We start from the raw sequence: 18,006 nt of genomic DNA, 5'->3' as shown, positions 1-18,006 counted from the left end.
TCGATGGCATCCTGCAGCATCGAATACCCGGCCCCGCCGAGCGTTGCATTCGTCGCGATGATCGGCAGCGGGATCACCGGCATAACAGCGTTTTTCGCAGACGCAATGGCATCATGCCTTGTATTCGGCGTATTCAACAGAACGACCTGGTTATTGGAAATTATACCCGTCAGGTCGCCATACAGATAGGACAGCGTATTTGTCCAGAAAATATTGGATACGATGGTCTGATTCGTTATATCTTTTGTACCGTGCTCAATTATCGCATAGCTGTTGGCGCCCCCGCCGAAGAACGTGCAATTGGATATCGTGAACGGATCGTTCGTTACTGCCGCAGTGCTGTTCGTGAAGCTGATGGAGGCATTGGTCGCCCCTGCGCTGTTGTTCGAAAAATAGCTGCCGGATATGATGATGTTCGACCCGCCGGTGAAGTAGATCCCGCCGCCGAAATTGCTCGCGCTGTTGTTCATGAGCACTGCGCTGACGCTGCAATTCGTATTGTTCAGGATATACAATCCGCCGCCGATATTCGTCGCCGTATTCCCGTTCACCGTCGCGCTGATGCTGTTCCCGACGCCAAGGCTCATATAGAGGCCGCCGGCATCTTTCGATGCATTGCTCGATATGCTGCCGGTAAATCTGTTACTGCTGCTGTTCAGTGAATACACACCTCCGCCGAAATTCGACGAACTGTTGTTCACGACAGCGCTTGCGATGTCATTGCTGAACGAGAGGTTCAGATACAGACCGCCGCCGGCATTCGATGCGGTATTGTACGAGATACGTCCGCTGACGCTCATATTGCTGCTGGCGTACAGGTACGCGCCGGCCGCGAAATTCGATGAAGTATTGCTGATGAGATCGGCGCTTATGCGTGAATCTCTGCTGTAGTACGTGCACACCCCGCCGCCGGAATTCGACGCGGTATTGCCGACGATCATTCCGCCGATGGTATTGTTGCTGCCGTACATGAAATACATCCCACCGGCGGAATTATACGCCTTATTATCCGCGATCACGCCATGATAGACGCTGTTGACACTATCAGCGATATACATACCGCCGCCGTTGGACGAACAATTGTTGCTCACGACAATATTGGAAAATATCGAATTCGACACGTTCGATGCAATGACCCCTGTTCCGGTCAATATCGGAACGCCGCCATTGCTCCCCCCGCCGCGTATCACGAACCCGTCGAACATGAGGTTGGTAAGGTTCGCAATGTACACAAGCCGATTGGAGACCGCCGTCGCTCCCAAACCGTCAAGTACGGTATAGCCTGTCTGCACAGCGAACGCCGGACCATAGCCGCCGATAACCCTCAGATCGTTCCTGTTGGTGATGAAAACGGCGTTTGTCATCGAAAGCGCATTGAGCTGCCCCGCACTGCGCGTAAGATTCGTCGCTAGCACGCGGATCTCATGTCCGGCGGATGCGGCATTCACAGCGGCCTGCAGTGAATAATATCCCGCACCGCCGATGGTGAAATTGGTCGCAATAATGATAGGCATTGTGGTAAAATTCGATGTGACCCCGGCCCAATTCGTTCCATAGACATTCGACGCCAACGTTCGGTAGTAATGTGTCGTCCCGGGAGATAATCCGTATACATTCGTTGAAAATCCGCCGATGCTGCGCGTCCCCAGGTCTATCATATTCGCCCAGGACGCAGGCGTTGTGCCGCCGTCGCCCGATCCCCAGTACACGCGCACGGTGGTGTTCACACCGCTGTCATATTCCAGTACGCCGTTGAGCTGCGCCGAATTAAAGGTGATGTTCGACGCCCCGGCGTCATTATTCACTCCCGGCACACCCGGCGATGAATCGATACGCGCCTCTACATAGTCGCCGAATATCGTCCCCGCACCTCCGGAACGTATGGCGCTCGCTATTATATAGATATAATTCGTTCCATACTCGTTGGTCGCATAGTTACTGAGCGGTCCGGCATTGCTTATCACATCGGCGTTCGCTGCAGGAACGGCCCCGCACCGGGCCCATGCGCCAGCGGAGTTCTTCCATACATAGACACCGCCGGATGTCTTATCGGTATAGCCCCGCCACCGCACATAGGTATTCGTCGCATAGATCAGGCTTTCGTTGATCTTTATCTTGTACCGGAACCCGCTGTGCATGGCGGTACTGCTCGCATCAGCATTCAGTGATACCGCATCCGGGGCATTCAGCTTTGTACCCGGATCAACGATCAATTCTCCGGCGAAAATCCCGAAGGTCGGCGGAGGATTTGCGAGCGGGAACGCCGCGGCATTTGAATAGGTCAGGATACTCACCGCCGCATTTGTCGGATATTTATACGTCGCTGACATCGGCGGAATGTTGTCCACGTAATTCGTGCGGTAGGCATACGAAACGAGCCCCGCAGCATTGCTCGATCGTATCCCGACAACAAAAATCCCGTTCGGGTACATCGTGGTATCGATGTCCCCGCTCCAATTCGTCTCCACCGGCACCGAAGACCATACGCCGCCGTTCACATTGTACCAGAACCCCATGACCGGTGCGGACGTATCGACATTTGAACCCTGATAGATCACCGTATTGCTTATGACCTCGAGCGCCACAGGCGCAGTGAACGAAACCTCAGGCGCGGTGAAATCAAAAAAGTTCGTCTGCACATTGGTGAAAAGCGTACCGCTCGCATTGCTGGCAGCGGCGTAGAACACATTCGTTGCGTTCGAGAACATGCTCACATCGATAGTATTCGTCGTCCATACCCCGGTCCCGGAAACCAGCCCCATGGTGCTGTTCGTTCCAAAGTATACGCCGGTGACACTTGCCCCGGCAGAACCCGAGAAATTCACGATCGGCGTCCCTATCCATTGATTCGCCGGGGGGTTGGTGATAGCGCACACGAACAATGCCTGGTCCGACGAGAAGGCGGATTCCCTCCACCCGATATCCGGACCATTGCTGAGGAACGTACTGCTTATCCCGGGAATGTTCGTACCGCGATCCACAGCCATGCTCATCGGGCTCAGGATATCATACGACCCGAACGTATCGATGTACGGATCGGCGCCAGACATATTGCTCGGCCCGATCCTGTTGCGGGCGCTTACGTTCGTATCGCCGAACGCATTGTTATAGAAAACGGTATAGTTTATCTCGGAATTCCCCGATGCCCCGCTGTCATTCACGCCGATATTCGTGCTGCCGAAAATGATATTATTCCTGATGCGCACGTTCGTTGCGGTACTCCAGTCGATGCCGTTCCCGTTGTTATAGATGGTATTATTGAAGATGTCATTGCTGTTCGCCATGACGACGGACACGCCGCGCATATGATCGGCGATAACGTTCCTGAAGATAAGGTTCGACGGGCAGCTGCTCAGATTGATGCCCTCTTCCTGTCCGGGGCCGAGGATGATGTTCGAGCAGATGATGTTCGTCGCAACCGCGGCATTATTGAGCATCACACCGGCATATTTATTGCCGACGATACTGTTGCTCACAATCCTGTTCGCGCTCGCCACGGTACCGATATAGATGCCGTATCCGCCGTTCGATGATATCGCGCTGCCGCTGATGACCGTGCTGCGGTTCGTCCCGCTCATGATGATGCCGAAGTCACGGTTGTTCACGACGGTGTTATTGATGAACCGATTGGACGCGGGCACCGATGCGAACACCTGTATCCCGTAGCCGGTGTTCGTGCCGGCATTGTACGCCACATAATTGTTCGATACGAGCGAATAGTGGCACGGCCCGTACATATCGATACCGCATGCATACTTCGAGTTCGGCGGCATATTGCTCACAACGGTATTATTGATGATCGATGCATTGGTGCCGACGGAAATGCCGTAGATGTTCGTCACGTTCACCGATGTCGTTCCCGTTACCGTATTGCCGTCGATGACGAGCGCCGATGACTTCGATGCATAGATGCCGAACGCCTCCCATGCGCCGGATGCGAGCGACATGGCGATGCCGGAATCGCGGATGCTGTTGCTCCGTATCGTCACCGCACCCGTTGAGAACGCGGATATCCCGGATTGCCCTGACCGCACGATATTGTTGCGCTCGATGAAGGCGTTCGCGAACGTGCCGGTATTGAAATGCACGCCCACCCCGCCGCAATTGATCGCATCGCGGTTCTCCGCTATCGTATTATCGCAGATGACATAGGTGCCGCCGCCGGCAGCGACGAACACGCCGCGTGCGCGCAGATTGGAGATGACGCTCAGCCCGTTGGAACTTATGCTGTTGTTCGAGATGATCATGAGCGACAGCGGCGCATTGGTTATCACATAGATCCCGTAACTGTAATTGGACGCAAGGTGATGCGTGATGATATTGTCCGCGATGAGATTCGTCGAGGCTGCGATGTTCGAGATGACAATGCCCCCGCCCTCGCATGCGTACTTCCCATTGTAGCCTATCGTGTTCCCGATCACCTCCGAAAAGCAGTCCTCGATACGTATGCCGCCGCCCGTGTTCGTCCGGGCGCTGATATTGCTCACGATGGTGTTGTATCGTATCTGCAGAAGATTGCTGCTGCTTCGCGCAAATATGCCGTATGGCGTATCACCATTATTGTTCTCAATGATATTATATTCGATGAGCGCCCCGCCGAAATTAGTGTTGAGATATATCCCGTGCCCGCTGAAATTCTGTGCCGCATTGCTGAATATCCTGTTCGATATGATGGTACAGTACAGCGAACCGATATTGAGGAGCACCCCGCGGCTCTCATTGCTGCAGATGACATTGTTGAGGATGTTCGCCGTTACGTTCGACTGCACGCGGACGCCCGTCTGCCCCCGGCATATATTGAAACCCTCGACCGTAACGGATATCGGCGCGGGATTGCTGAGCATCAGGGGATCGGTCGTAAGGCTCGGCGACTCTATGATCGTCCTCATATTCTCGCCGAAATCGATCCAGTCACGCGAGCGCAATGTGAGCGATCTGTCTATCACATAGTTCCCGATATGCCGTGTCCGATACGCGATGATGGTATGCCCGCCCGCCGCAGCATTTATCGCCTGCTGCAAATTGGTGTAGGTAGCGAACGTATTCGCATTGCTCGCCACTATGGTATTGTTCGTGACTATGCCCATCGGCGAGTACCAGGACTCATTGCCGTTCGTATCCATGACGGTCGCATAGTACCGGTACACGCCGCCGACCATGTCGTTCTCGACGAACTGCGTTACCGTACTGTTGAAGCCTGTGAATACCCGGGAGGCATCGGATAGATTCGAAAAGGAATCGGCTTGGGTACGATACACCTGATAATTGCTGAAATCGGCGAGAGCGATCTGCTGCCATTGTATGACTATCTGTCCCAGCGCAAGATTCGTAGCCGCGATGCAGCCGTTGGGGGACGGCGGCAGCACCCAGTCGCCGTTGCGCCCGCCGAACATGTTCCTCCACGGCGTGACCCCATGGTTCGTCCGCAGAAGCTTCATCTGCGTGAAGGCACGTGTGCCGAAAAAATTACTTGCTGCATACGAGGCGACGTTCATTGAAGCAAGGTTCATCCCGAGGTTGTCGATATTATTGTTATGGATACGGTTCGATGAAAAAGCCACATTGGATATACCGGCGATATTGTTCGTTATCGTACAGTGCATGATGATATTGGTGCCGGCATTCGAAAAAATGAGCGCTGTCCCCGGCACCGACGCGATGAGGCAGTTGGAAAAGAACAGATTCGTCGTTCTGATGATATCAAATGCATCGGACGACGGTGACGTTATTGCACTGCTGAGGAATTTTGTGCTCAGCCCGTTGGTAAGTATAGAACACCGATATCGTCGATCTATCATCGAACACGGACATATTACTGTAGATGCCGAAGAGCGCGCTCTGCAGGAAGAACGAACGGAACGCGGTATTCCCGCCGTAGGAACCGCTCACCGTAAGATTGCTTGCTACAAATCCGTACAGCGCAGCCCCGTTGGTTGCGATGTTCCCGTAGAAATAGCCGTCGATCATGTTCGTTTTCCCATAATCGACGCATATACCGCCGCCGAACTGCCCGAGATTGCTCATGATCTGTGCGGATATGTAGTTGCTGTCGGAGCTTGCCAGATACACACCGCCGCCGGACGACCCGTTACCGCCGCTGTAATTCGATATTATTTTTCCCGTGATCGTTGTATTGCGGGTATCGGACAGATATATCCCCCCGCCGCCGTACGGCGCTCTGTTTCCGATGATATCCGCAGCGACAATGCAGTTCGTTGCGCCTTCAAGCCGTATGCCGCCGCCCATGGCGTTCGCATGCGATGCCGTATTCGATGATACGCTGCCGTATATCTTTATGGAACCGCCGGCAAGCGCATAGAAACCACCGCCGCCATCATCGGTGATGGCAGTATTGAACGAAATATTCGCATTGCTCACGAGAACGTTCCCGGTCTGGAACACAAACACCCCGCCGCCGTATTTCGCAAAATTGCCGGTCACCGCTCCGAATATGGAATTCGAGAACCCATAATCAATGTCGATGCCGCCGCCGTATCCGTTGGAGCATATGTTGTCGAACACATCGCCGCTGATGGTGTTACTGCTGCTGAAATTCAGGAATATGCCGCCGCCGGACTGCATCGGATCATACTGCGAATTACTGAATATCGGTCCGCTGAATACGCTCCAGCGGACATTACTGCAGTATATGCCGCCCCCGCTGCTCGCCGCAGTATTCCATCCCACGGACGCGGAAACCATATTGGTAATGCAGCTTTTCATGACAAGTCCCGCACCGTAGTCGTAATAGGCCGGGTTCGTTGCGATGTTATACGTCAACGCACCGGCAATTGCGTTCGAGGTACACCCCGCCATATAGATACCGCCGCCGCTTCCGGCCGCTGCGATATTGCTCACCACAGCGCTGTTCACATACGTGTTGGTACAGTAAAAAAGGTAGATGCCGCCGCCCTCCCACGCGGAGTTCTTCGTGACATTCCCCGTTATGCTGTTCCCGTAACCGTAATCGAAATCTATGCCGCCGCCGACACTGTTGGATATCCGATTGGCGACGATGTTCCCGCTTACTACATTGAACCGCCCGCTGACAATATAAACGCCGCCGCCGGACGGAACACCCGTGGTATTGGTGACAACATTGCTTGCGATATGCGCGCTTATCGTATTACTGACGCTGTATATCGCGTACAGACCGGCACCGCCATAATCGTTCGCGCCGCTCACATTGGTATTATCGTGAATAATGCCGTCAATAATATTATTGGTGGCGTAATTGAGATGCACGCCGGCACCCGGGCACGCGCTGTTCTGATTCGATCGCACGGTCAGGGAGACCGCATTGCTCTGACAGCGGTCGATCGATACGCCGAGGGCAAATCGCTCGATGATGAGGTTCGACACGACGATATTTCGAGAACGGTTCGTGATGGTAACGCCGGTCCCCGTGCCCGCACCGGTGATGCGGAACGGCGATACATTATTCGTGCCGGTGACGACGAGATTTGTCTTGTTGTTTATCGATATTGCCGCAGCGGTGTTTGCAAGGATGAATACCGTATAATTGCTTCCCCATGCGTCGATCGCGGCCTGCACTGTTCCGTAAGAAAGACCGGTTGCAGAATTACTGGCAACTTGTGCGCGGAGTGACGCGGTAGAGAACATACCGAAAGCCAGCAATGCGCCGAAAAATGCCCGAAGGCACACTTCTCTCCCCGAACGGCGGCGGGACGGCAGCGTATTGAAAGCATTCCTGCTGAAGATCAAACGAACACTCCGTGAAAACGCTTGCACACTACCTCGACTTATATGTAACAAACAGCATATGAATAAGTGAACTCTTTCCCATAACAAGTGATGCTCATTTCCCATGCCGATCGCACTATTTTATATGGGGAAGACTATCACTTTCCCTAATGGATCGTGATAAGCGTGAATGTCATAATTATCGGATTTTTTACCGATAAAATACGCCAAATTATTGAAATTTTAACTGTTTTGTGCACAAACCTATGAGGAGTAAGCATAATTTTGACTGATAGATACTATTTCATATTGACAATAGATATTATTAGTACTATAATAGTATAATAAAAACTATGGCAAAGAAATTACCGAAGAACAGTCCTTTGACGACATTCGTCTACGATCATCTGAATAAACGCATCATCGAGGGATCGTTCGAGAACGGTGAATTGCCCACCGAGAACAGGCTTGTCGATGAATTGAAGGTGAGTAAAACAACGGTACGCCTTGCCGAGGCGCGGCTCATCGCCGAGAACAAGATCGTGAAGATACAGGGCAAAGGAACGTTCGTGAAAGGATTTGCCGCAACCGGCGCTGCCAGGAAGAATTTGTATATCATCGCGAACCCGCATTTCCGCATCGGAAAGCTCGAGTATTGGGATGCGGTATACGACGGCATCATCGACGCGCTTGATTATGAACGCTTTTCACTGAAGCTCCTCGTACCGCCGGAAGACAGTTCGCGGCAGCTCTCGTTCATGCTGCAGGAACGCATCATGAGCGACAACAGTGCTGTGATATTCTTCGGCGAATTCCCCGCGCTTGCGGGATATATCGCCGAGCGGCGCGAAACGCTCCCCATGGTGCGCATCGGCACCCCCAGTGCTGATATCATCGCATCGGTATCCGGCGACTCGGAAATGGAAATGCTCATTGCACTGAAATATCTCTTCGGGCTCGGGCACCGACGCATCGCTTTCATCGGCGGACACGGGGAGGATATCGGAAGCCGGATAAAGGCCCGGGTGCTCAGGGATTTTTCCGCGGCACATGATATGCCGTTCTCCGAAGAGCATATCATCTCTGCGGATTTCGCCTCATTCGATGCCCAGCTCGCAGCGGCAGAAACGCTCATATCGCTTCCCGCACGGCCGAGCGCCGTTATCTGCGTGAACGATCAGGCGGCGCAGGCGGTATGTGCTGCCATCAAGCGTACGCTCCGCATACCAATGGATATCAGCGTCATCGGCTGTGATGCGACGTCCGCATCGAGATTCGATCCCGTGCTCACGACGATCGATACACGCCCGCGCGAGGTCGGCGCACGAGCATTGGCAATGGCGGCATCGGCGCATGATGAAAATAATTTCTGGCTGCGAGCAGAGCGCATCACCCCACGACTTGCGGAAGGAAGATCGTGCGCCCCGAGAGCTGCATCCAATGCATAACAAGCGATACAAATCTATGAATACAGATATCAGGAGCAAACACATGATCCGTTCACTGCTTTCAATTTTCCTGCTTGCAGGCACGATCTCCGCTGGTGCACATGGTCTTTCTCCCGTCATCATGACGGTTGATGAGACCATCGCGATCAAACCCTGGGATCCGGGCATCATCGGCATTACGTTCGATCAGGCATCCGACCAGTCCCTCGTATCGAAGACCGATGCCGCTTCCTCGGTAAGCGCGCTGCGTGATGATATCCTTTCGCTCGTCCGCGGTTTTTCCATAGACCTTGCGCGGTGTACGGTACATACGACAACATCGATGCCCTGGAAGGACCGCATCGGCCCGCTCCGACAGCGTCCGCCGCAGAAATTAACGCCATGGGATACGCTCGGCCCGAAGGATTTCGGCATCGTTGAACAGCTGAACTATATCCGACATCTTGATAGAAGAGTAAAAATGGCATGGATCATAAATCCGCTCGATGACCCGAACGATGTGGCAGATCTTGCTGAATTCCTGTGCGTCGCTTCCACGGTGAAGCCGCGCGGGGCTGTCAATTGGGCGGCACGCAGGGCAGCGCTCGGTGTCATCGAACCATTCGATGTGGTCTGGGAACTCGGCAATGAATCGGACGGTTCCGAGAACTCGGAAAGATTCCCGAGCTTTCAATTCTATATCGAGCGATGTCAGCTTATGATACGAGCTGTTCGTTCCGTTTTGCCGAAGGCGAAGTTCGCCGCGCAGGCTTCAAGCATGCAAGGTCATGTGTATAAGCCGGAATATAAGGCAAAATACGGCGGGACGTGGGAAGAATTCCATCGCACGGTATTGCGCGAGATCGGTGATGATATCGACTATATCACAACCCACACCTATTTCGGCAAATCAGGCGGCGGCTATCTTCCCGGATCGTGGTGGGAGAATCGCCAGGACCGCATCATCAATGATATCAAGTCGATCACCGGCACCAACCGCATTAAGATCTATAACAGCGAGTACGGCGTGTGGCCGGAAAAACGTCCGGGGCAGACGACCTGGCAGCAGGAATGGTATGCGACACACTCCCTCGCCGGATGTCTCGCCGTCGGTGATTGGATCGTACGCAATATAAATAACCCCGATGTAGCCATCGCCACGATGCACTGCTTTACCAGCGGCCCGTGGGGCGTGTATAAGCATCGTACAACGATGAAACGGGTAAAACGGTACGATGCGCACCGTATCGCACCGGGCTCTTCGATCTTTTTACTATCATGAAACGCGATATCGCCGATGCCGTATCGGTCGCGCCCGTCAGGCTTTCCGGGGACAGGACGGACAGCAGAGCGAACGATGGAACACTTACCGTAAGTTGTATTAAAACCGTGAGCGGCCTCGTACTGTTCATTATCAATCAGGAGCCGGATGCGGAACGGGAGATCGTATTCACCGCGAAAGAACGATACACGCTCGATTCATGGCGATCGCTCAGCGGTAAAACGCTGGAATCCCATAACGAAGACACGCGGAAAGAGATCACGGTAGAAGAGCATAGCGGCGCAGAACATGCGTTCCAAAAAATATTCATTCCCGCAAAAAGCATCTGTGCTCTGTTCCTGAAAAAACGATAAGGAGAACATCATGAAGAGGGAGGCTGTCACATCGTGGGAGGTTTCATCGTGGGAGGGACTGCCGCGTTATGACGGCATCGTGAACGGAAGAAAAACGACGATCATCGTTCCGGAGAATTCCGATACGCGCTGGGCATGGCGCCCCGAGTTCTTCGGCGCATTCGCCAATGCCGACGTCGAACTCTGCCGCCGCGGGGTTACGCTCGCCTATATCGATATCGTCGATCATTACGGCTCGCCGAAAGGTTTGGCGCGCGGCGATGAGCTCTACCGCTTCATGACGAACGATCTCGGCATGAGCAAGACTCCCGCACTTATCGCGTTAAGCCGTGCGGGGCTCACCGCGTACCGCTGGGCGGCGCTTTACCCCGATCGAGTATCCTGTATCTATGCCGACGCACCGGTATGCGACATAAAAAGCTGGCCCGGCGGGAAGGGCACCGGCCCCGGAAGCCCCAATGACTGGCAGAAATGCCTTGCCGTATACGGCTTCACCGAAAGCGATGCATTATCGTTCCGTGAGAATCCGATCGACATCCTTGAGAAAATAGTCGCAGCAGAAATACCGCTCCTTCACGTCGCCGGCGATGCCGACGAAGTTGTACCGTTCGAAGAGAACACAAAGCTCCTCGTAGAGCGTGTGCGAACGCTCGGCGGCAGCATCGATCTTATCGTGAAGCCGGGGGTAAAACATCATCCGCACGGACTTACCGATCCGAGGCCGATAGTCGATTTTATCCTGAAGCATTGCCGCGCGGCATGATGCGTTCCTTGTAATCCCCATGGCAGCATGATAGAATCGCTCCCATGGAACGCGTCGACGATCATATCCTTATTATTTTCGGGGCGTCGGGCGATCTTACCGAACGAAAGCTCGTTCCCGCGCTCTTCGACCTCTTTGCCAAAAGGCTTCTTCCCGCGCGATTCGCCGTACTCGGCGTCGGGCGATCGCCGCTCACGACGGCATCCTTCCGGGAAAAGATGGCCCGTGCGCTGACGAATGCCGGTGCCGATGCACGTGCTTCGTTCCTGCCGCTCCTCAACTACATCTCGATGAACACCGAGGACATTGCCGCGTATGGCGCGCTCGCCGACGAGCTCACACGGCTTTCGACAACGGTCCGCATCGACTGCAATTATATCTTTTATCTCGCGGTGCCGCCCTCGCTTTCACGCATCGCCGCCCGGGGACTTGCCGATGCAAAGCTCAACCGCGACTGCCGCGAAGGCGCTTGGAAACGCATCGTCGTTGAAAAACCATTTGGACGCGATCTTGCTTCCGCGCGGGAGCTTGATCTCGAACTCAAGGAACATTTCCGCGAGGACCAGATATACCGCATCGATCATTACCTCGGCAAGGAGACGGTGCAGAACATACTCGTCACCCGTTTCGGCAACACCATCTATGAGCCCGTATGGAACCGGAACTTCATTGAACGCGTGGAGATAACATCCGCCGAGGACATCGGCGTCGAGGATCGCGGCGGGTATTACGAGGAAAGCGGAGCGCTTCGCGACATGGTGCAGAACCATCTCCTGCAGGTAGCGTCATTCGTGGCCATGGAACCGCCCGCACGCGCCGATGCATCATCGATACGCAATGAGACGATAAAGGTGTTCCGCTCGCTTCGGCCGATCACCGGTACGGATGTGTCCGCTTCTGTCGTGCGCGGACAATACACCGCATCGATGATAGCCGGTAAACGGGTCCTGGGATATCGCGAAGAAAAAGGTGTTGCCCCCGATTCGCGTACGGAAACGTTCGCCGCGCTCAAATTCTTCATCGATAATTGGCGCTGGCAGTCCGTACCGTTCTATCTGCGCACCGGCAAACGCCTCCCCACACGCGTTACCGAAGTGGCCGTCCATTTTAAAAGTGCGCCGCTCGCACTTTTCCCGAAAGCGGCGACCGGGATGCATGCGGGCAATCAGCTCATCATGCGCATTCAGCCCGATGAAGGCCTTCTCGTAAAATACAACATGAAGACGCCGGGCGACGGTTTCGCCATGCAGACGGTGAACATGGATTTCCATTACAGCGATCTTGCAAATGTCGATGTGTCGTCCGCATATGAACGCCTCCTGCTCGATGTCATGCAGGGTGATGCGACGCTCTACCTCCGCGGCGACGCCGTCGAGGCGACGTGGGAATTCATCGATCCGATATTGTCCGCGTTTGCAAAGGACCCGACAAAAAAGATATTCGGTTATCCTGCCGGGAGCTGGGGGCCGAAAGCAGCGGAAGAACTTATCGCGCCCAATGAATGGCGCTACCCGTGCAAGAACCTTGCCGAAGACGGCGAGGTCTGCGAGCTTTAGCGTACGCGCTTCTTCCCGCGCGCCTTCTCATAGGCAGCGATATGATCATCGACCGATGTACGTGCAACCGCATTACCGATGGCATCGAGCGAAACGTCATCGATCCGTTTGAACCGTATGCACGACTTTCCCATTGAGAGCTTTTTCCCCGCACGGGTGAAATCCCTCCTGAGCACCGTGAGCGCATCCTTGTCCGCATACACGTTCATGAGATACACCGCGATGTAGCCCTTCTGCGATGCGAGCGCCGCATACGGCACCGGTATATCCTTTTTACCGAGATAGCCATCGGGATACCGCGAGAGCGGGACAACATAGCCTATCATTCCGTACTGCATCATCTCCGCATAGCCTTTTGGGAGCCGATTTTTGATGACGGCGCGTATTGCAGACACCGCCTTCCGCCTGTCGGCTGGCAGCGATTCGAGATAATCCGCGACCGTGAGCGCTTTGCTTTGCATGTCACCTCACGGTATGAATATATGAAATAGTGCGCGAAAAGAGAAGAACATCTATTCCGCCGCTGTCGTTCAGCAGTGACGGATCGCTCCTCCGCTTCACCCTATCTTTATTTTCTTTCTGCGCGCGAAATATGATTCGATCGTGTCATAGAACACCGGCACGACGATAAGCGTGAGGAATGTCGATGTCAAAAGACCGCCGATGACGCCGACAGGCAATGCCTCGCGGCCCTTCGAGCCTTCGCTGAAACCGAGCGCGAGCGGGAGCATGCCGAATATCATGGCGAATGTCGTCATGAGAATGGGCCGAAGCCGCACGGGCCCTGCAGCGAGGAGCGCGTCGCGTACCGACAACCCGTCATCGCGTTTCTGATTGGTGAAATCGACGAGCAATATGGCGTTCTTCGCCACAAGGCCGAGCACGAGGAGGAGCCCGATGAAGCCGTACACATCGAGCGTGGTGCCGGTGATGAGAAGCGCCAGGAATGCGCCGATGATGGCGAGCGGCAGCGTCAACATGACATAGAACGGCTGTACGAAGGAGTTGTAAAGCGATGCAAGTATCATGTACATGAAAAGCACCGAGAGGAACATCGCCGTTATCATCTGCGTCTGCAGATCGGCGAACTGCTTCGCCTGACCGACGAATTCATACTTATACCCCGCGGGGAAAGCGATCTCTTTCTGTATCCGCTTCTCAATGCCGGCCTTTACGGTCGAAAAGGAATACCCTTTCGCGAGGTTCGCGCCGATGCGGACATAGCGCATGCGGTTCTCACGGCGTATCTCGAGCGGTCCGGACGAATAGGTGAACGTACAGACGGCGGACAGCGGTATCTTCCTTCCGTCACGCGCGGTGAGCACGAGATTCCTGAACGTATCGATGGAATTTCTGTTCTTCTCATCAAGCTGCACGATGATATCGTAATCCTTTTCGCCGTCGCGGAAGCTCGATGCCTTATATCCCTGGACAAGCGAACGGAGAAACCCGCCCACGTCCGCAGCTGTTACGCCCAGGCGTTCGGCCTTTACGCCGTCGATGCGCGCGATGAGCTCAGGCTTGCCGGGGCGGAAGCTCGAATCCACATCGATGGCCCCCGGCGTTTCAAGCACGATGCGCTTAAGCCGTATCGCAAGGTCCTCGAGCAGGGACAGCTCTTCGCCGCTGATATTTATCAGGATGGGCGATCCTTCATTGCCGCCGGCCATGCCCTGCTCCTGAAGCTTGAACATGACCTCGGTATCGAGATTCGTCCGTATGAACGATCGCACTATCTCCATCATCTGCTGCGTGGTCGTTTTCCTGTCCTTGAGCGGCTTCATGTTCACGAAAATGTTCCCGATATGCGAAGCCGACGATGACGTGAACGACGACGCCTCGCCGCCGACGATGGCATAGCAGGATTCGACGTCCCGTACCGAGAGAATGTGCTTCTCGATCTTTTTCATAATGCCGTCTATCGTGTTGATAGGCGCGCCGGGGTATGTCTCAAGCGATACGCTGAACGTGCCGCGGTCCTCGGACGCGAAAAAGCCTGTGCCGACGAAACGCGCCGCAATGACGGAGAGCACGATGAGCGCTGCGGTGAGGCCCACGACGGCTTTCTTATGATCGAGCGCCCAGCCGATTATCGTTCTGTACATTCCGCTCACTCGGTCATAGAACGCGTTCCATCCGCCGGTGATACGCTGAAAGAATTTGCCTGCGCTCGATGTGACCGCTTTTTTCCTTGATGATATCCAGTACGCGGAAAGCATGGGCGCCGTAGTGAATGCGTCAAGGAGCGATATCGCGAGCGCAAAGGCAATGGTAAGCCCGAACTGCTTGAAGAACTGGCCCACGACGCCGGAAAGGAATGATATCGGTATGAACACCGCCATGATGGCGAGCGTGGTCGATACGACGGCGAGCGCTACCTCGTTCGTGCCTTTGACGGCGGCGTCCTTCGGGCTTAAGCCCTTCTCAACATAGCGGAATATGTTCTCGCGCACCACGATGGAGTCGTCGATGAGGAGCCCGATAGCGAGCGAAAGCGCGAGGAGCGACATGGTATTGATGCCGAAGCCGGCGAGAAAAACAAAGAAGAACGCGCCGATGAGCGAGTTGGGGAGCGCGGCAGCGGTGATGAGCGTTGACCGGAAATTGCCGAGAAAGAGCCATACCACGATGACGGCAAGGAGTGCGCCGAGGAGAATATCTTCCTGCACGCCGCGAATGCTCCGCTCTATGAGACGCGATGAATCATTGACAAGGTCGAGCTTCACGTCCTCGGGGAGCTCCTGTGCGATCTCCTTCATCGCTTTGCGCACTTCTTCTGCCACCTGCACGGTGTTCGCCCCGCTCTGTTTGTAGAGCAGCATGAGCACCGCGCTTTCGCCGCCGACGCGCGCGCGCGTCTTCTCATCATCGATAGTGAACGCCACACCGGCGATATCCTTGAGCCGCACGATGCGCCCGCCGGCATTGATCGGTGTCGCCGCTATCTCATCGACGCTTGCGTACTTGCCGACCACGCGGACGACGATGTTCTTCGCCGTGCCTTTTATCTCGCCGGCAGGGACATTGACATTGCGGAGTTTTATGGCATTGATGATCTGATTGAACGATACCGAACGCGCCTCAAGGAGCGCCTTATCGACGGTGACGCGCACCACCCGCTCGCGTCCGCCCTGAATATCGATGGAGGCCATGCCGGGAAGCTGTTCAAGATGCGGCTTCACATCGTCGACGAGTATTTCGCGCAGACGCGCAAGATCGCGATCACCCTTGAGCGCAAGGTACATGATGGGCAGCTCATTGAGCGACACGCGCCGCATGATGGGTTCGAGTATGTCCGACGGGAGACGCGGGCGCACGAGCTGCATCTTCTCGCGCACTTTTATCTCGGCGTATTTTATGTCCACACCGAGCGAGAATTGCGCCACGATGACGGCAACGCCTTCCTTACAGATCGATCGCACAATATCGATGCCTTCAAGCGAAGAGAACTCGCTTTCGATCTCCTTCGCGACGAGATTCTCCGCTTCTTCCGCGGACGCCCCGGGGTACACGACGGTCACGATGAGGTTGGGGAGTTCCACGTTCGGGAGGAGATCGACGGGCAGACGCGAATAACCGATGACACCGAGCGTGATGAGCGAAGCGATTATCATCACGACGAGAACGGGGCGTTTTACGGCAAATTGGGCTATATTCATTGCCGGTCACTCACGCATGATAGACAAGAAGAGAGTGCACGGGGCTTTGGTCCCCGAGCCGTTGCCCCGAGCGTGTCGAGGTGGAAGTCGAGGGGAAGCCCCTTGTTCTTGTACGCACATTGCGTCTTCATTTCTTCATCGCCTTTATCGCAGCCCCGTCATAGAGCTTGAAGGCGCCGTCGGTCACTATCTCCATGCCGTCGGACAGTTCGCCGATGATCTCGGTCATCTCCCCGCGGGCATATCCCTTAAGCACCGTAAGCGCCTTTGCCTTTCCGTTGGTCATGATATACACATACACGCGGTCCTGACCGAGGAGCACCGCGCGCTCAGGGACCATATACGCATCATGCGCACCGGTATCGATCTCCGCCTTCACCGACATGCCGATGGTGAGCGGGAATACATTGTTCCTGTTCGTGTTCACCGCACGCACGATGACCGTGCCGGCAAGCGTATCCTTATCGACGAACGGCGTCACCGAATCGACCGTGCCGTCGACGCTTATATTCGTGTTCTGAAGCGATACGATGCGTGACACCTGGTCCTTTCGTATCACGGCGATATCGCTTTCACCCACGCTCACGACCACCTTCACGTTCGCGCTATTGGCGACCTCGGCGACAGCACGATCGGGCGATATGGCCGCCCCGCGGTCGACGAAATAGAGCCGTGTCACGATGCCGTCGATGGGGGACCTGACCGGCGCAGGGAGATAATCGTAGCCTACGATATCGCGGTTGATGAAAACAAGCGCATCGCCCTTTTTCACGGCCGCTCCTTCGCGCACGCCATTCCTGTCGAATTTTCCCGGCACGGAGGGATAGAGCTTTATCTGCGGGTCGCCCTCAACTATCCCCTGCAGTTCCATTATCTCACGCACGCTTTCCTTCGCTATCTTCGTTATGCCGACATTGTATTCGAGCGGCGGCACCCCGGCACGGCTTTTCGCGATGGAAAACCCGATCTGCACTATCATGATGAGGGCGAGCACTGTCACGGTGATGACAGCGCCGTCGGTCACGAGCGTACGTGTACCCAGCTGCTTCACCTCGCGCTTGAAGCACTTGATATCGCGCAGTGAGCGCACGAGCATGATCATATGCAAAAATGACACAGCGATAGTGCCGGCAGCCTTTATCGCGAAGACCGCAGCCGCTTTTGCCGCCCGAACGGCGAGCTTCACTGCCGCAAAGAACGCAATGGTGATGACATTCCATAGCCCCTGAAAGAATTCCAATACCGGACTTGCTTTTGCCATG

The 18,006-nt window shown here is 54.9% G+C and carries 10 protein-coding genes; 5 read left to right on the top strand and 5 right to left on the bottom strand.

From position 1 onward, the window contains the following. Positions 1-5,798, bottom strand: a 5,798-nt coding sequence (locus AABZ39_20310; GenBank protein MEK6797129.1) for a right-handed parallel beta-helix repeat-containing protein, incomplete at its 3' end; no start/stop codon positions are given. Next, positions 5,701-7,554 (bottom strand): hypothetical protein, encoded by a 1,854-nt coding sequence (locus AABZ39_20305; protein ID MEK6797128.1) that lies wholly within the window; start codon positions 7,552-7,554, stop codon positions 5,701-5,703. The genes AABZ39_20305 and AABZ39_20310, both read right to left, overlap by 98 nt. A gap of 503 nt (positions 7,555-8,057) precedes the next feature. Here AABZ39_20305 and AABZ39_20300 point away from each other — a divergent pair. Genes AABZ39_20300 through zwf form a run of 5 tightly spaced genes read left to right on the top strand, consistent with a single transcriptional unit; the run spans position 8,058 to position 13,085 of the window. After that, positions 8,058-9,152: a GntR family transcriptional regulator gene (locus tag AABZ39_20300; GenBank protein MEK6797127.1), complete on the top strand. Its 1,095-nt coding sequence runs from the start codon at positions 8,058-8,060 to the stop codon at positions 9,150-9,152. A 43-nt stretch (positions 9,153-9,195) separates the two neighbouring features. Further along, positions 9,196-10,413: a hypothetical protein gene (locus AABZ39_20295; GenBank protein MEK6797126.1), complete on the top strand. Its 1,218-nt coding sequence runs from the start codon at positions 9,196-9,198 to the stop codon at positions 10,411-10,413. Then, the gene (locus AABZ39_20290) at positions 10,410-10,766 is read left to right on the top strand and encodes a hypothetical protein (protein MEK6797125.1); all 357 of its coding nucleotides are present in this window, start codon (positions 10,410-10,412) and stop codon (positions 10,764-10,766) included. The genes AABZ39_20295 and AABZ39_20290 overlap by 4 nt, the downstream gene beginning before the upstream one ends. Before the next feature lie 10 nt (positions 10,767-10,776). Next, positions 10,777-11,529 carry an alpha/beta hydrolase gene (locus tag AABZ39_20285; GenBank protein MEK6797124.1) on the top strand — a complete coding sequence of 251 codons (753 nt, stop codon included), beginning with the start codon at positions 10,777-10,779 and terminating at the stop codon, positions 11,527-11,529. A gap of 44 nt (positions 11,530-11,573) precedes the next feature. Next, entirely contained in the window at positions 11,574-13,085 is a 1,512-nt protein-coding gene (gene zwf, locus AABZ39_20280) for a glucose-6-phosphate dehydrogenase (protein ID MEK6797123.1), read from the top strand. On the opposite strand, the gene AABZ39_20275 is transcribed toward zwf, so the two are convergent. The 3 genes from AABZ39_20275 to AABZ39_20265 form a co-directional block, all read right to left on the bottom strand. Then, on the bottom strand, positions 13,082-13,546 hold the full coding sequence (locus AABZ39_20275) for a DUF1801 domain-containing protein (protein ID MEK6797122.1): 465 nt from the start codon (positions 13,544-13,546) through the stop codon (positions 13,082-13,084). The two genes, zwf and AABZ39_20275, sit on opposite strands and share 4 nt — an antisense overlap. Before the next feature lie 96 nt (positions 13,547-13,642). After that, complete coding sequence (locus AABZ39_20270; protein MEK6797121.1) at positions 13,643-16,744, bottom strand: efflux RND transporter permease subunit; 3,102 nt, start codon at positions 16,742-16,744, stop codon at positions 13,643-13,645. Positions 16,745-16,871: 127 nt separating this feature from the next. Then, the gene (locus AABZ39_20265) at positions 16,872-18,005 is read right to left on the bottom strand and encodes an efflux RND transporter periplasmic adaptor subunit (protein ID MEK6797120.1); all 1,134 of its coding nucleotides are present in this window, start codon (positions 18,003-18,005) and stop codon (positions 16,872-16,874) included. Between the last annotated feature and the right edge of the window lies 1 nt (position 18,006).

The sequence above is a fragment of the Spirochaetota bacterium genome (assembly GCA_038043445.1).
In the GTDB taxonomy this organism is placed as follows: domain Bacteria; phylum Spirochaetota; class Brachyspiria; order Brachyspirales; family JACRPF01; genus JBBTBY01.
Note: the sequence above shows the minus strand (reverse complement) of the source record. Positions and strands in the feature narration are given on the sequence as shown.

Coding starts and splice junctions, on each gene's coding strand:
- AABZ39_20275 (MEK6797122.1), bottom strand. CDS start 13,546: ATGCAAAGCAAAGCGCTCACGGTCGCGGATTATCTCGAATCGCTGCCA.
- AABZ39_20270 (MEK6797121.1), bottom strand. CDS start 16,744: ATGAATATAGCCCAATTTGCCGTAAAACGCCCCGTTCTCGTCGTGATG.
- AABZ39_20290 (MEK6797125.1), top strand. CDS start 10,410: ATGAAACGCGATATCGCCGATGCCGTATCGGTCGCGCCCGTCAGGCTT.
- AABZ39_20265 (MEK6797120.1), bottom strand. CDS start 18,005: ATGGCAAAAGCAAGTCCGGTATTGGAATTCTTTCAGGGGCTATGGAAT.
- AABZ39_20295 (MEK6797126.1), top strand. CDS start 9,196: ATGATCCGTTCACTGCTTTCAATTTTCCTGCTTGCAGGCACGATCTCC.
- AABZ39_20285 (MEK6797124.1), top strand. CDS start 10,777: ATGAAGAGGGAGGCTGTCACATCGTGGGAGGTTTCATCGTGGGAGGGA.
- zwf (MEK6797123.1), top strand. CDS start 11,574: ATGGAACGCGTCGACGATCATATCCTTATTATTTTCGGGGCGTCGGGC.
- AABZ39_20300 (MEK6797127.1), top strand. CDS start 8,058: ATGGCAAAGAAATTACCGAAGAACAGTCCTTTGACGACATTCGTCTAC.